The organism is Sulfurimonas sp., assembly GCF_026196735.1.
Classification (GTDB): Bacteria; Campylobacterota; Campylobacteria; order Campylobacterales; family Sulfurimonadaceae; genus Sulfurimonas.
Window position 1 is genome coordinate 295,868 of sequence record NZ_JAPHUF010000012.1, and the last position, 14,724, is coordinate 310,591.

Sequence of the window (14,724 nt, forward strand, 5' to 3'; positions counted from 1 at the left end):
ATGGAAACAGCATATTTAATTGAGACAGTTATAAAAATTGTCGTTATTCTACTTATATTTTCAGCTCTTGCGGGTATAGGTACATATTTTGAAAGAAAGGTTCTTGCCTTTATGCAACGCCGTCTTGGACCGACAAATGTTGGTCCTTTTGGACTACTGCAAGTTGCAGCTGATGGTATAAAACTATTTACTAAAGAGGATATCGTTCCATCTGGTGTAGTTGGGCGTATCTTTAAGTTTGCACCTGTCATTACTGCAGCAACTGCATTTATGGCAGCAGCAGCGATACCATTTTTACCGTCATTTACATTGTTTGGATATGAAGTTCATCCAATAGTTGCTGACATAAATATTGGTATTTTATATATTTTAGGAATTATGGGTATTGGTCTTTACGGTCCACTTCTTGGCGGTATGGCATCAGCAAATAAGTTTGCACTTCTCTCTGCTGCTCGTGGTGCTGCAGTATTTATCTCTTATGAGGTAATCACTGGTCTGTCAATACTTGCTCCTATTATGATGGTTGGCTCACTTTCACTAATTGACTTTAATAATTATCAGATTGACAATGGTTGGATTATGTTTGCTCAACCAGTTGCTTTTGTTCTATTTTGGATAGCTGCATTTGCAGAGACTGGTCGTACGCCATTTCACCTTATCGCAAATGACCATGAGATTATTGATGGTTTTGGTACAGAGTACTCTGGTATGAGATGGGGACTTTTCTTTATCGGAGAGTATGCAAATATGTTCTTTATCTCTTTTGTAATTTCTCTGATTTTCTTAGGTGGATATGGAGACGGAAGTCTGTTGGGTGCTTTAGGATTTTTAGCAAAAGTTGCATTCTTTTTCTTTTTCTTTTTGTGGACTAGAGCAGCTTGGCCGGATGTAAGACCAGACCAACTAATGTGGTTATGTTGGAAAGTTCTAATGCCAATAGCAGTGATTAATATTATAATCACTGGTATAGTGATGATGTAAGGAGTCATGATGAATAATGAACAATTAAATGATAGAAATGTCTCTGACGGTTACTTCTTAGTAGATATCGAAGATTATCCAACAGATGGTTGGGGTAAGTTTAAAAGAGTAATAAAGAGAACTTTTAGAGGCGAACTTTTTGTCGGTCTATGGGTAGTTCTTCGCGAGATGATAAGATTTGATACACATACGATTAAATATCCTGAGGAGAAGATGCCAATAGGTCCAAGATATCGTGCTGTGCATGAAATGAAAAGACTTTGGGAATCAGATGCTGAGAGATGTATCGGTTGTGGACTTTGTGAAAAAATATGTATAAGTAACTGTATTAGAATTGATACGAGACTTGATGAAAATTCTCGTAAAGAAGTTAGCGAATACACTATCAATCTAGGTCGTTGTATCTTCTGTGGTTATTGTGCAGAAGTTTGTCCTGAGCTTGCGATTACTCACGGCGGTGAGTATGAAAATGCCTCTGATCAAAGAGAACACTTTGTTGATTATGCGGGTATGTTGACGCCATTAGATAAGATGAAAGCTGGTACACAGGTTGAGTTTGAAGGTTTTGGTGCTATTACACCACATGAAGATGAGCGTGTTAAAAAAACACCTCTAGCATATTAAGGAGATTGAGTATGTTTGAAGCAATTGCATTTTATCTATTTGCGTTTTTAACTATTGCGATGTTTTATATTACAGTAACAACATCACAAGCGCTATATGCCCTAACAGCATTAGCAGCAGGAATGATTTTTATATCAGCATTTTTCTTTATATTGGGAGCTGATTTTTTAGGTGCTGTACAAATCGTTGTTTACTCAGGTGCCGTTATGGCTTTATATGCTTTTGGTATGATGTTTTTTGATACCACAAGAGAAGTAAAAGAGAAACAAGGCAATAAGCTTATTATCTTTGGTTTAAGTTCTGTTGCTGCTGTTTTATTGGTTGTTATATTTGCTACACCGATAGTAAGCGATAATATTACTGCTTTATATCCTATGACAGAAGGTGCCGGTAATACGCAAGAAGTCGGTATGGTTTTATTTACTAAATATCTTGTTCCTTTTGAAATTGCAGCAGTTATGCTTCTTGTTGCGATGATTGCAGGTATTGTTCTTGCAGGTAAAAAGATGGATCAATCATTAACTCTTATGGAAGAAGATGAGATTAGACATATGAGAGATGAGCAAAATAAGAAGGTGTTACTATGATGGAAATTGGATTAAATCACTATCTTGTACTTTCAACTATTCTTTTTGCGATAGGTTTAGTTGGTGTTATGAGAAGAAAGAATCTTCTTATGCTGTTTTTCGCAACTGAGATACTTCTTAACTCTGTTAATATCTCTTTTGCTGCGATTTCACACTACTACGGTGACTTAACTGGACAGATGTTTGCATTTTTTGTAATTGCAATCGCTGCTTCAGAAGTTGCAGTAGGACTTGGTTTATTAATTGTTTGGCACAAAAAACATAATAATATTGACCTTGAACAAATGTCAACGATGAGAGGATAAAAGATGGAACTGTTTTTATATACGGCACTATTTGCACCGCTTGTTGGTTCTTTGTTTGCAGCAATGTTTGGCGCACGCCCAAAAACGAAGATAGCTGGCATTGTTCCAAGTATAATGCTTGGTGTTTCACTTATAAGTAGTACGATACTTCTTGTTTTAGTTCTAACTACTGGACATACTGTACATGTAGAGATGATGACATGGATGGCAACTGGAGATTTATATATTCCATTTGGATTTGTTGTTGATCAAGTAAGTGTTACTATGATGATGGTTGTAACTTTAGTTTCAACTGTTGTACATGTATATGCTATTGGTTATATGGATCATGACGCTGGATTTAATCGTTTCTTTGCTTGGCTATCAGCGTTTGTGTTTTCTATGATGATTCTTGTAATGAGCGACAACTTCGCCGGCTTATTTATTGGTTGGGAAGGTGTTGGTCTTTGTTCATGGGGACTTATTGGTTTTTGGTACAAAAAAGAGAGCGCTACATGGGCAGCTAACGAAGCATTTATTATGAACCGTATTGCTGACCTTGGTATGCTTATCGGTATTTTCTTAGTCTACTGGAACACTGGAACACTTCAATATGATGGTGCTTTCGCAGCGATGCCAGGTCTTGATACTGCTACTCTTACTTGGATCGGTATCTTCTTATTTGTAGGTGCTATGGGTAAATCGGCTCAGTTTCCATTACACACATGGCTTGCTGATGCGATGGAGGGACCAACTCCGGTTTCTGCACTTATTCACGCAGCAACAATGGTAACGGCTGGTGTTTATCTTGTTGTAAGATCAAACGAGTTATACGCACTAATTCCTAATGTTGGATTGTTTATAGCAAGTCTTGGAGCATTTGTTGCAATTTTTGCAGCTACTATGGCATTAGTTAATCGTGATATTAAAAGAGTTATTGCTTACTCTACACTTTCACAGTTAGGATATATGTTTGCTGCAGCTGGACTTGGTGCTTACTGGGTTGCACTGTTTCACCTAATGGCACACGCATTCTTTAAAGCACTACTATTTCTTGGTGGTGGTAATGTTATGCATGCTATGAATGATGAGCTTGATCCATTTAAGATGGGTGGTTTAGGTAAGACTATGAAAGGTACAATGATTCTAATGACTCTTGCATCTGTTGCTCTTGCTGGAATTTTTCCACTTGCAGGTTTCTTCTCTAAAGATTTAATCTTAGAGGTTGCATTTATTGATCATCACTTTATTATCTATACAGTACTTTTATTAACTGCTGGTTTAACCGCATTTTATTCATTTAGAATTATCGCTTTAATCTTCCATGGAGAGGATCGTCATACTGCTTTAGGTTTTCATCCGCATGAAGCATATAAGTTTATGTTGTGGGCAATGGCACCTCTTGCTGTACTGGCTGTAATCGCCGGTGCATTAAAAGGTTCTTACTTTGAGATGGTTACATATGTACTACCGGCTACTGAGTACCATGTACATAGTGCAACTACATACTGGATTATGACAATCGGAACTCAGCTTTTTGTTATTGGAGCAATATATTTTGCATATAAAAAATATATGAGCAAAGATATTAAAGTACCAGATGGAACTTCTAAAATGGAAAATAGTTTTGCATATAAATTATTGATTAATCAATACTATATTCCTTATTTTTATGAAGAGTATCTTGTAAAACCATATAGAGAGCTTTCAACTTTATGTTGGACACATATAGATCAGAAAGTTGTTGATGCTTCTGTTGATGGAATTGCAAAAGCATTCTATGCAACTGGTGAAAATACAAGAGCAATGCAAAGTGGTAATCTATCAACTATGCTTAAGTGGATGGTAGCGGGCACGGTTGCCTTGTTATCATTAGCTGTAGTTTTTGGACTAGCAGCTAAATATTCTGGAGAAATAAAGTTATTTCTTTCAGGTTTAGGAGTTTAATAGATGTTAGATCATATCTTATCAATTTTAGTTTTCTTCCCGGCACTTGCTGCACTACTGGGATTTGTTGTTCATAAAGACAGCATGCGCTCTTACGGTGTAGCAGTAGCTGCAATAGAGTTCGCATTAGCTTTATGGCTTTGGTTTGCTTTTGACAATAATGTCTCCGGCATGCAATTTATGGAAACTATCGCATTAATTCCAACATTTGGTATCAACTACATAGTTGGTGTTGATGGTATATCACTGTTTATTATTATCTTAGCATCATTCTTTACGATGATTGGTATCGCATCACTTACAGATACTAAAGATGTAAAAAATATGATAATCACACTTCTGTTTTTACAGATGACTATGGTTGGTGTATTCGTTGCTCTTGATGCTATGGTGTTTTATGTATTTTGGGAACTTTCACTTGTTCCAATGTTATATATCATTGGTGCATGGGGTGGACCTCTTAGAATTTACGCTTCTGTAAAATTCTTCTTATATACATTTGCAGGTTCATTGGTAATGCTTGTTGGTATGCTGTTTATGGCATATTTTTATTATCAAGCAACCGGTCAATGGAGCTTTGCAATTCTTGATTGGTACCGTCTGATTCTTCCGGAGTCATTCCAGCTTTGGTTATTTGTAGCATTCTTTATAGGTTTTGCTATCAAAGTTCCAATGTTTCCATTTCATACTTGGTTGCCATATGCTCACGGTCAAGCACCGACTATCGGTTCTGTAATACTAGCGGCGATTTTACTTAAAATGGGTACATATGCGTTTATCCGTTTTTCACTGCCATTATTCCCGGATGCGTCAGTATTTTTTATGTTCCCAATTGCGATTTTAGCAATTATTATGATTATCTACACAGCGATGGTAGCATATGCTCAAAAAGATATTAAGCAAGTTGTTGCATATTCATCTGTATCACACATGGGTGTTATCATCATTGGTACATTTGCACTAAATGTTGAAGGTATCTCTGGTTCAATCTTTTTAATGATTGCTCACGGTGTTGTTTCTGGTGCGCTATTCCTTCTGGTTGGTGTCATTTATGATAGAAGACACACTAAGCTTATGAGTGAATTTGGTGGTCTTGCCTCAGTAATGCCAAGGTTTGCAACTATCTTTGGGATTATGATGATGGCTTCTGTTGGTATGCCGCTGACTATCAACTTTGTTGGTGAGTTCTTGAGCTTACTTGGTTTTTATCAGCAGTCACACATATTGACTCTTTTAGCAGGTATTGCAATTATCGTAGGTGCTATCTACATGTTAGCAGCTTACAAGAAAATGTTCTTTGGCGAAGTTACAAAAGAAGAGAACAAAAATCTTCCGGATGTAAACAAGAGAGAGCTTATTGCATTAGTTCCATTGGTAATTATTACTATTTGGTTGGGTATTTATCCTAAGCCGGTTTTAGGACCAATAAATACTAGCGTAGAAGCTGTTGTTCAGTTAATGCACGAAAAAGCTATAACTGAAGAAGCAAAATCTAGAATTCCTAGTCTGGATATTATTATTAATAAAGCTTCAGCTAAGGAGGTACAATAATGTTGTCACCAGTAAATGTTTCAATTGAGTCGTTAAACTTAATGACTCTGGTCCCAATGCTTATACCAATTGTAGGGGCGCTATTAATCTTAGTTGTAGATATGTTTAAAAGCGAACAAGATAAGTCTATGTATGTAATGTTAAGTCTTCTTGTTTTAAGTATTGACTTTGCATTTCTATTAGAATCAGCTGGTATATTTGAGCAAAATGGCACCGTAATGGGTGTTTTTGATGTAATGCTTATAGACGGTTTGGCTATTTTATCTCAGTTTATAATTGTAGGTGCTTCTATACTCTTCATACCATTAGCGCTTACTAAAAAAAGGTTCCACGAGTTTGCTTATCCTGAGTTCTTTGCACTGTTTTTATTTATGATTGCAGGCTTCCAGTTTATGGTTGCAACTGATAATCTAATTCTTATCTTTGTAGGACTTGAGACTGCATCTTTAGCACTATATACTTTGATTGCTATGCATAACCGTAATAAATCATTTGAAGCGGCTGTTAAGTACTTTACAATGGGTGCTCTAGCTGCAGGTTTTTACAGTTTTGGTTCAATGGTGTTTTATGCACTTACAGGTTCTGTTGAGATTAATCAGATAGCTTCTGTATTGGCTGCAAATAATTATGCTGATATCGGTTTTGTACTAATCGCTGTAGTTTTTATGCTGGCATCATTTGGTTTCAAACTATCAATGGTTCCGTTTCATACATGGACTCCTGATGTTTATGAAGGTAGTTCAGCAGCGTTAGCAGGTTACATGTCAATTGTTCCAAAAATTGCGGCATTTGTTGTTGCAATGAGACTCTTTGAGTTCTTGATTCACAGTGGAGTAGTTTGGTTAGAAGTTATTCTTTATATCGGTGTCGTTGTTACAATGACTATGGCAAATATTTGGGCTTTAGTGCAAAATGATGTTAAAAGAATGCTTGCGTATAGTTCAATCTCTCATGCCGGTTTTGTTATGGCAGCTATATTGATAGGAACTACACAATCAAACAGTGCTCTGTTTTTGTATTGGATTTTATTTAGTTTTACTAACTTAGGATCATTTTCTATGTTATGGATTTCAAGACAGAAAAATCTTCCAAAAGGACAAAGCTCAGACCATAGTTATGATAAATTTGCAGGACTTGTAAAAACATCTCCGATTGCTGCTTCTATCATGGCTCTGTTTATGCTAAGTTTAGCGGGTATTCCTCCATTTGCACTATTTTGGGGTAAAATGTATATGATAAGCTCGGCGGTAACAGGCGGGTATACAGTTTTAGCTCTTATCATGGCACTAAACTCTGCAGTAGCGGGGTACTACTACCTAAAACTAATAGTATATATGTTTATGAAAGAACCGGTTGTTGGTTTGGCTGGAGATGTAAGCGCTGTTAATGCAACTCTCTCTTTAAAAACAATTATCGGTATCGCAACTATAGGAACTATATTTGCTTTTTTAGCTCTAAACCAACTTCTAGAGTTCGTTACAGTATTTGTATACAATAGTGGTTACTAATAATTTAGTACAGACAAGGAACCAAGTCCCTTGTCTTACGCTGACGCTGAGTTTTACCAACTGAGGCACTACGCCTTCGGCAGGAAGCCCGCGCACAGTAAGCCGTGCTATAAAAGAGTTCAAGAAGTGAAATAAGGAGAGTGACATTTGTTAAAAGCTGTGCTCTTTGCCCTTATATCAATAAATATATTTGCTCTTGAAGTCTCGCTTCAAGGTGCAAAAGAAAACCATCAAGCTTATTCTACATTTCATTTAAAAGATAAAGATAAATTTTTATGTCAAGAGATAAAAAATGATTTTGATATTGTAGAAAAAATAGTTTGTGCTTTTTCAAAATCACCATCAAAAAAACTTCAAAAAATTCAAAATAATTTTTTCGAGATAACAACACAAGTAAATAAAAAAACTTTTTTCCTTATAATCAAGCCATTTGAAAAAATAAAACTCTATCCAATGATATTTGATTTAACACAAGATGACACTGTTTTTAGTTCCAATGTTGAACTCTCCCGTCATTGGATGATAGTTGGATATAAAGATAAAATTCCGTATATGAAAGAAAACACTAAAACTGATGTCTCTATAAACTTCCCGTTTACTTTTTCAAAAGACAAGTTTCCATATGTCGGCAGTTTAGATATAAAAGGTAATCCGGTACATGTAGAAAGAGTTGGGGATGTGACCGAGTATATAAAAATAAAACAACTTTATAAAGATGAAAAATATGATTTTTGTCTAGAGTTAATAGATCAGATTATGTATAGTTATCCAAATTCGCTTTTTACTGCAGAATTACTGTTTTATAAGATTAAAGTACATTCAAAATTAAAAGATTATGATAATGTAATTGAAGTGTCAAAAACTTACTTAAGTGATTATTCGGCTGATGAAAATGTTCCGGAAGTTTTATCGCTGGTGGCAAAAGCATACTTTAAAACTGGTTTAACTACAGATGCTGACTACTTTTTTGATCGTCTCTTTAGTGAACATCCAGACTCTCTTTATACAAAATGGGGATATGTATATAAGGGAGAAATGTTAATCTCATCGGGGAGTTCAACAAACGCTAGAGCTCTTTTTGAAAAAGCGATTAAAACAACTGATAATATTGATGTAGCGGTTGAAGCTGCGTATAGATTAGCGCATAATCTATTAGCAAATGTTAGAACAAAAGAGGCAGCTGAGTATATACAAAAAATAGTAAAGGCTAAGCCTGAATACTTTTTTGAAACTATGGATAAATCAATGGGCATGATGTATGATTTCATAGATAATTCAGATTTTATAACAGGCTCTGCAATTGCTCAAGCCATACTAAATGAGATCAATACAAATTATGATGAGTATGAAGAGATGTTAAGAGATATTGGTATATGGCTGAGTAAAACACCAATGAAACAAGAGTCTTTGACATCATTGAATATGTATCTAACAAATTTTGCAGGCGGAATGTATGAAGAAGAGGTTCGCATCGCCAAAGATTCTCTCTTTTTTGATGTCAGCGATGCCAATATTACAACTAAACTTAGCAACTATGATAGGTTAATGCAAGAGTATAGCGGAGATAGTATAGGCAACAAAGCTACATATGAAAAAGCTAAACTTCTAATAGAAAATGAGCAGTTCGTTGATGCTCTTGATTTGGAGGATAGACTTCTGACTCTTGATAAGCAAGAGTATAAAGATGTTGAACAATTGATAACTGATGCAGCGATAGGTACGATGAAGCAAGCCCTAGATCAAAAAGAGTGTAATAGCGTGCTTGTTATTTCTTCTAAATATAAAATAGATTTGTCTGATGAGTGGGATGACGGAGTTTATGAGTGTGCCATGAAAGGTGCCGACTTTACTCTTGCGCAAAAGATTGCAGATAAAAATTTAAAATCAAAAGATTTGCAAGAGAGAAAAAAGTGGATATACAGAGCTATAAAAATTGACTTTGCTACTGGAAATTACAGTGATGTTTTAGGAGCTTCAAAAGATCTCATCAGCTTAATACAAGAGGATAAAAATTCACCATACATAGATGTATATAGATATATTTTTGACACTTACAAAAGACTTGAAAATAGTGACAAATTGATAGATGCAATTGTTGATATAGAAAAAGTATATAGTCAAGACTACTTAGATATAGACAGGTATGTGGCTGTAATGGCAGTAGGAAGCGACAAAAAAGATTCTAACATTGTTATAAAGTACGGTGAAAAAGTTATGAATATGCAAAAAGCATCTGATTCACATGCACAGAGCCCTTTTATAGAATTCACGCTTTATCAGGCTTACATAGATAAAGAGGACAACAACAAAGCTCTTGAAGTTATAAAATCGTTAGATACTATTGAATTAAGTAACAGTGACAGAGCAAGACAGAAGTATCTACAAGGTAGTGTGTTAGATAAACTTTGGAGAGGTGATGATGCACAAATTGCTTATCAAGAAGCAATTAATGCTGATAAAGATTCTGCTTGGGCAAAACTAGCAGAGGGTGCAAAAGAGATTTAGATGGCAAGGGTAGTTCTTTTTAGTGGTGCGGGCATCAGTGCGGAGTCTGGAATAAGTACATTTAGAGAGAGTGGCGGACTTTGGGATAGGTATGATGTCAATGTTGTGTGTAACTATGACAGTATGCAAAAGAATGAAGCGATTACCATCGAGTTTTATGATAAAAGAAGAGCAGACTTGGAAGATAAAGAGCCAAATTATGCGCATGATGTTATAGCTGACTTAAAAGAAAAATATCCCGATGATATTGCAGTAATCACACAAAATGTAGATAATCTTTTTGAAAAAGCCGGATTAAAACATGAAGATGTCATTCATCTGCATGGATTTATGACAGAAGTAAGATGTCAAAACCAACAATGCAATAAAATATTTGATATTGGATATAAAAGCCTATATGATGCTCATAACGGTTTTTGCCCAAGATGCGGTACTGGATTTAGACCAAATATTGTATTCTTTGGCGAGGCAGTTCCTATGTATGAGGAGCTAAATAGACAAATTCAAGATTGCGAACTTTTTGTAGTTATAGGCACTAGCGGAAATGTTGTAGGCGTAAATACTATTGCTCAATATGTCCAGCGCTCAATTTTGAATAACTATGAACCAAGTCCGGCAATTGAAGATGCACTGTTTTCAAAAGTGCTTTACAAAAAAGCTACAGATGCTATTGAAGAGATAGCCGAGGAGATAGAAGCCGTATTAGAATCTAGATAAGATAATTTTTTCTAGTTCTTCTAGCGGTGCGCTTGTGATATTGTCAAATTGAGTGCGGTTGAAAGTTTGCTGTCTTTTTGCAAGTTGAGCTGTATGAATTGAGATGTTCTCAATCATCTGCTCTTTTGTGACATATCCATCTAAATACTCCAATACTTCTACAATACCGATAGAATTCATAGAGTGTGGAAGTCTAGTGTATCGCTTCTCTAAGTCACATACTTCATCTATAAGTCCTAAACTCAGCATTTTAGCGGTTCTTTTTGAGATTCTATCTCTTAGAACTTTTCTATCGACATCTATATTGTATATATCAAGATTCTCTATAATTGGCTTAGGAGGATTTTGTTGAAACCATTCACTTGGAGTAAGATTTGAAGCTTCATAAATAAGCAGTGCTTTTTCTATCCTGTAGCTATCGTTAGGAGAAATATTTTTCATATATTCACTATCTTTTTTGAGAAGAAACTCATAGCACTCTTGCAAATTTTTCAGCCTCAACTCTACTTTTTTTGATATATCTTCACTTGTTTTTGCAAGGGCAGATAAGCCCTGCATAAGTGATTTTAGGTAAAAAGATGTTCCACCTACAATAACCAGATTTTTATTGTTTTTTTGACATGTAAAAACAACATCTTTGTATAAGTTTATAAATATATCAACACTAAAATAATCACTAGGTTTTAAAATGTCTATACCAAAGTGTTTAACAGAATTTAGCTCATATTTGGAAGGTTTTGCAGATACAATATCAATGCCGGTGTATATACTAAGCGAGTCAATGGAGAGTATATAAGCATTGATTTTTTTTGCAATTTTTATAGCCAAATCACTTTTTCCTGATGCGGTAGGACCAATGATAGCGAGCTGTTTTATAACTGAATTCATTGTGAAATTATATCATTTTAAATCAACTTTAGATAAAATAGCTTTTAATTATACAAAGGGTCAAGATTGCAACGATATATAAATAAAATAAAAGATTTTAACGAATTGGTAATGTTTGAACACTCTATCTTTTCACTTCCATTTATTTTTATTGCTATGATAGTTGCTGCAGATGGTTGGTTTGGGTTCACTCTGCTTATTTTGGGAGTCTTTGCCGCAGTAAGTGCTAGAAATTTTGCAATGGGACTTAATAGATTTGCAGATAGAGATGTAGATGCCCAAAATCCAAGAACTTCTTCAAGACCAAATGTTGATGGAAGATTAGACGGCACAAGCATTATGATCTTTACTCTTGTTAATGCTTTTGTTTTTGTGGCAGTTGCATATATTATAAACCCTTTGGCTTTTTATCTAAGTTTTCCTATTCTTTTAGTGCTTGGAAGCTATTCATATTTTAAACGCTTCTCTTCATTGGCACATGTAGTTTTAGGAATATCCCTTGGTCTTGCTCCAATTGCCGGTGTTGTAGCGGTCCTAGCTGAAATTACACCTTGGTCAGTTATGCTTAGCCTTGGTGTTATTTTTTGGGTTGCCGGTTTTGATCTTCTTTACTCTTTACAGGATATGGAGTTTGATAAAGAAAAAGGTCTGCACTCTATTCCATCTAAGTATGGTCACGAAGCCACACTTTTACTCTCAGCCTTGTTTCATGTTTTAACCATAGTGTTTTGGGGAATGTTTGCATGGACGGCAGAATTAGGAAGTTTTGCATATTTTGCAGTAATCTTAAGTGCTATAATGCTTAGTTATGAGCACTATCTGGTTAGAAAAGATTTTACTAAGATAGACAAAGCTTTTTTTACAGTCAATGGATATCTTGGTATTGCATTTTTTATATTAATAGTTTTAGATAAGGTTTTATAATGAGTGTTCGTTTAGTAAATGCACCAATCAGTTTAGTTTTTAGTAAGGCTAATGTAGATGAAGAAGCTTTTTTAAAAGAGTATCAGCAGCTAAGTGAAAGTGATGATGATCCAATAAGTCACTGGCTAAAACTCGCACGCGCAAAAGGTGATACTGCAGATACAGACCCGGTATTACTGAACCTTATGGTAGAGCTGCATAGAAAGATAGATGGATTAGAACGATTCATAAAAAATGAAGAGCCAAAAAGATTATCTTTGGAAAATGAGGTTGAGATAGAGTCCATAGGGTTTGAACACTTTAAACTCTCAAGCGATATTTTAGAAGAAGGCATGGTCTATTATGCAAGAGTAGAGATGCCTGTTCACCCAAAAAGAGATGTACCGGTTTTTTTTAAAGCAGTTGATAAATCTTTGGCAAAAATAACCAAAATACATGATAGAGATGAGAAAGAGTGGGGTGCTTATCTGACCGCAAGAGAAAGAGTACTTATCCGAGAAGCAAGAGAGAATAGATAATGAATTTAGATTATATAAGTGTAGAGTATCTAGTTGTTGCTATGGCGGCAATGATTTTGTACCTTATCTATTATGTTTTTACCAAAGACTCTGAATATAACAAAAATATTCGTTCAGTAGCAACAGTAGCAGAAGAGTTAAACAGAGAGATTTTTTATCTTAAGAAAAAACTCTCTGATACTCAAAAAAATATAAAAAGCAACACCAGTCGTATGAGTGACGATGATATTTATCAAGAAGTAGAAAGAACTGTTTATGATATGGTTAAACCTATCTCACTTGGTTTAAAGCGATTAGAAGAGAGTGTTCAAAGCATAGATGAACACATAGACTCTAGAATTTCATCTTTAGAGAGCGGTGTTAAGCAAATATCTATACCATCTTCTGTTCATGGTAATGATGATGAAAAAATCATCTCACTATTTAAGCAAGGAGTTCCTCTTGAGACTATCTCAAAAGAGTTACATATATCTAAAGCTGAAGTTGAGTTTGTTTTAAAAATCAACAAAATAAAGTAAGATATTGACAGCAGATAGAAAACTATTTACACTTGTATCTATACTTATAGGCATAAGTATTGTTTTGACATACTCTCTATCTACCTATGTAACGCTGCTCTTTGATGTAAACGAATTTCATTTTGCTATCAGACAAACGGCTTTTGGTTTTTTGAGCATACTAATAATTTGGTTATTGTCTCAAGGAAACCCCGATAAACTATTAGCTCCAATAGGTTTTTCTCTATTTATCGGTTCAGCAATTTTAATGGTTGCGATGCCGTTTTTACCAGAGTTTTTAGTATCTGCGGTTGGTGGAGCAAAAAGATGGATAAAGCTGTTTGGATTCTCTTTGGCACCTGTTGAGTTTTTTAAAATTGGCTTTGTATATTTTTTAGCATGGAGTTTTTCTAGAAAACTTGGACATCATGACGGGATGGGCATAAAACAAGAATACATTAGATTTGCACCGTACGGAGTTGTTTTTATAGGAGCAATGTTTGTTATTGCTTTTGTTCAAAATGATTTAGGACAAGTTGTTGTACTTGGGCTTACTCTTCTTTTTATGCTTATGTTTGCAGGAAGCAGTTTTAGGTTTTTCTTGACTTTGCTTGCGGGCGCATTGATGTTTTTTATATTTTTTATTTTTACAGCAGAACACAGAATACTTCGTATAAAATCTTGGTGGGCGCTGGCACAAAACAGTGTTTTGGAACTTTTACCGGCCTCAATCGCTGAACAGTTAAGAGTTCCGACAGTAGAAGAACCATATCAAATAGGACACTCACTAAATGCAATTCATAACGGTGGTTTCTTTGGCACAGGTATTTCAAACGGAACTTTTAAACTTGGTTTTTTAAGTGAAGTCCATACAGATTTTGTTTTAGCAGGTTTAGCTGAAGAGTTTGGATTTATTGGAGTTTCGTTTGTTGTTTTTATATTTTTGTGGATGCTTCAAAGAATATTTAAAATAGCAAACCGTGTGGAAAATTCTTCACTTTACCTCTTTAGTATCGGTGTTGGACTTTTACTCTCATTTTCATTTTTGGTTAATGCTTATGGAATTAGTGGGATTACCCCCATAAAAGGGATATCAGTTCCATTTTTAAGCTACGGCGGCTCATCTATAATAGCTGCTTCAATCGGAGTCGGCATGGTCTTGATGGCATCAAAAAAAGCGAAGATGGATTGAT

Annotated in this window: 14 protein-coding genes; 13 read left to right on the top strand and 1 reads right to left on the bottom strand. The window is 35.2% G+C overall.

Features of this window, described 5'->3' with window-relative positions:
* The 9 genes from nuoH (at position 1) to OQK60_RS07800 (ending at position 10,704) form a co-directional block, all read left to right on the top strand.
* Positions 1–981: an NADH-quinone oxidoreductase subunit NuoH gene (gene nuoH, locus OQK60_RS07760; protein WP_297685741.1), complete on the top strand. Its 981-nt coding sequence runs from the start codon at positions 1–3 to the stop codon at positions 979–981.
* 9 nt (positions 982–990) lie between these two features.
* Positions 991–1,605, top strand: a complete 615-nt coding sequence (gene nuoI / locus OQK60_RS07765; protein WP_297685743.1) for an NADH-quinone oxidoreductase subunit NuoI — start codon at positions 991–993, stop codon at positions 1,603–1,605.
* An 11-nt stretch (positions 1,606–1,616) separates the two neighbouring features.
* Positions 1,617–2,192 (top strand): NADH-quinone oxidoreductase subunit J, encoded by a 576-nt coding sequence (locus tag OQK60_RS07770; protein ID WP_297685745.1) that lies wholly within the window; start codon positions 1,617–1,619, stop codon positions 2,190–2,192.
* The gene (gene nuoK, locus OQK60_RS07775) at positions 2,189–2,497 is read left to right on the top strand and encodes an NADH-quinone oxidoreductase subunit NuoK (RefSeq protein WP_297685747.1); all 309 of its coding nucleotides are present in this window, start codon (positions 2,189–2,191) and stop codon (positions 2,495–2,497) included. Before OQK60_RS07770 ends, nuoK begins: the two co-directional genes overlap by 4 nt.
* Positions 2,498–2,500: 3 nt before the next feature.
* Complete coding sequence (gene nuoL, locus OQK60_RS07780) at positions 2,501–4,423, top strand: NADH-quinone oxidoreductase subunit L (RefSeq protein ID WP_297685749.1); 1,923 nt, start codon at positions 2,501–2,503, stop codon at positions 4,421–4,423.
* Between the two features lie 3 nt (positions 4,424–4,426).
* On the top strand, positions 4,427–5,974 hold the full coding sequence (locus tag OQK60_RS07785; RefSeq protein WP_297685751.1) for an NADH-quinone oxidoreductase subunit M: 1,548 nt from the start codon (positions 4,427–4,429) through the stop codon (positions 5,972–5,974).
* Positions 5,974–7,482 carry an NADH-quinone oxidoreductase subunit NuoN gene (gene nuoN, locus OQK60_RS07790; RefSeq protein ID WP_297685753.1) on the top strand — a complete coding sequence of 503 codons (1,509 nt, stop codon included), beginning with the start codon at positions 5,974–5,976 and terminating at the stop codon, positions 7,480–7,482. The genes OQK60_RS07785 and nuoN overlap by 1 nt, the downstream gene beginning before the upstream one ends.
* A gap of 147 nt (positions 7,483–7,629) precedes the next feature.
* Positions 7,630–9,987, top strand: a complete 2,358-nt coding sequence (locus OQK60_RS07795; protein ID WP_297685754.1) for a flagellar protein — start codon at positions 7,630–7,632, stop codon at positions 9,985–9,987.
* Complete coding sequence (locus tag OQK60_RS07800; RefSeq protein WP_297685756.1) at positions 9,988–10,704, top strand: Sir2 family NAD-dependent protein deacetylase; 717 nt, start codon at positions 9,988–9,990, stop codon at positions 10,702–10,704.
* On the opposite strand, the gene miaA is transcribed toward OQK60_RS07800, so the two are convergent.
* Positions 10,690–11,592, bottom strand: a complete 903-nt coding sequence (miaA, locus tag OQK60_RS07805) for a tRNA (adenosine(37)-N6)-dimethylallyltransferase MiaA (protein ID WP_297685758.1) — start codon at positions 11,590–11,592, stop codon at positions 10,690–10,692. The genes OQK60_RS07800 and miaA overlap by 15 nt on opposite strands.
* 66 nt (positions 11,593–11,658) lie before the next feature.
* On the opposite strand from miaA, the gene mqnP reads away from it, so the two are divergent.
* Genes mqnP through OQK60_RS07825 form a run of 4 tightly spaced genes read left to right on the top strand, consistent with a single transcriptional unit; the run spans position 11,659 to position 14,723 of the window.
* Positions 11,659–12,516 carry a menaquinone biosynthesis prenyltransferase MqnP gene (gene mqnP, locus OQK60_RS07810; RefSeq protein WP_297685761.1) on the top strand — a complete coding sequence of 286 codons (858 nt, stop codon included), beginning with the start codon at positions 11,659–11,661 and terminating at the stop codon, positions 12,514–12,516.
* Positions 12,516–13,034, top strand: a complete 519-nt coding sequence (locus OQK60_RS07815; protein ID WP_297685763.1) for a hypothetical protein — start codon at positions 12,516–12,518, stop codon at positions 13,032–13,034. The genes mqnP and OQK60_RS07815 overlap by 1 nt, the downstream gene beginning before the upstream one ends.
* Positions 13,034–13,552 carry a hypothetical protein gene (locus OQK60_RS07820; protein ID WP_297685765.1) on the top strand — a complete coding sequence of 173 codons (519 nt, stop codon included), beginning with the start codon at positions 13,034–13,036 and terminating at the stop codon, positions 13,550–13,552. The genes OQK60_RS07815 and OQK60_RS07820 overlap by 1 nt, the downstream gene beginning before the upstream one ends.
* A gap of 4 nt (positions 13,553–13,556) precedes the next feature.
* Positions 13,557–14,723, top strand: coding sequence for an FtsW/RodA/SpoVE family cell cycle protein (locus tag OQK60_RS07825; RefSeq protein ID WP_297685767.1), 1,167 nt, complete (start codon positions 13,557–13,559; stop codon positions 14,721–14,723).
* The last annotated feature ends 1 nt before the right edge of the window (position 14,724 follow it).

Coding starts and splice junctions, on each gene's coding strand:
- nuoH (WP_297685741.1), top strand. CDS start 1: ATGGAAACAGCATATTTAATTGAGACAGTTATAAAAATTGTCGTTATT.
- nuoI (WP_297685743.1), top strand. CDS start 991: ATGAATAATGAACAATTAAATGATAGAAATGTCTCTGACGGTTACTTC.
- OQK60_RS07770 (WP_297685745.1), top strand. CDS start 1,617: ATGTTTGAAGCAATTGCATTTTATCTATTTGCGTTTTTAACTATTGCG.
- nuoK (WP_297685747.1), top strand. CDS start 2,189: ATGATGGAAATTGGATTAAATCACTATCTTGTACTTTCAACTATTCTT.
- nuoL (WP_297685749.1), top strand. CDS start 2,501: ATGGAACTGTTTTTATATACGGCACTATTTGCACCGCTTGTTGGTTCT.
- OQK60_RS07785 (WP_297685751.1), top strand. CDS start 4,427: ATGTTAGATCATATCTTATCAATTTTAGTTTTCTTCCCGGCACTTGCT.
- nuoN (WP_297685753.1), top strand. CDS start 5,974: ATGTTGTCACCAGTAAATGTTTCAATTGAGTCGTTAAACTTAATGACT.
- OQK60_RS07800 (WP_297685756.1), top strand. CDS start 9,988: ATGGCAAGGGTAGTTCTTTTTAGTGGTGCGGGCATCAGTGCGGAGTCT.
- miaA (WP_297685758.1), bottom strand. CDS start 11,592: ATGAATTCAGTTATAAAACAGCTCGCTATCATTGGTCCTACCGCATCA.
- OQK60_RS07815 (WP_297685763.1), top strand. CDS start 12,516: ATGAGTGTTCGTTTAGTAAATGCACCAATCAGTTTAGTTTTTAGTAAG.
- OQK60_RS07820 (WP_297685765.1), top strand. CDS start 13,034: ATGAATTTAGATTATATAAGTGTAGAGTATCTAGTTGTTGCTATGGCG.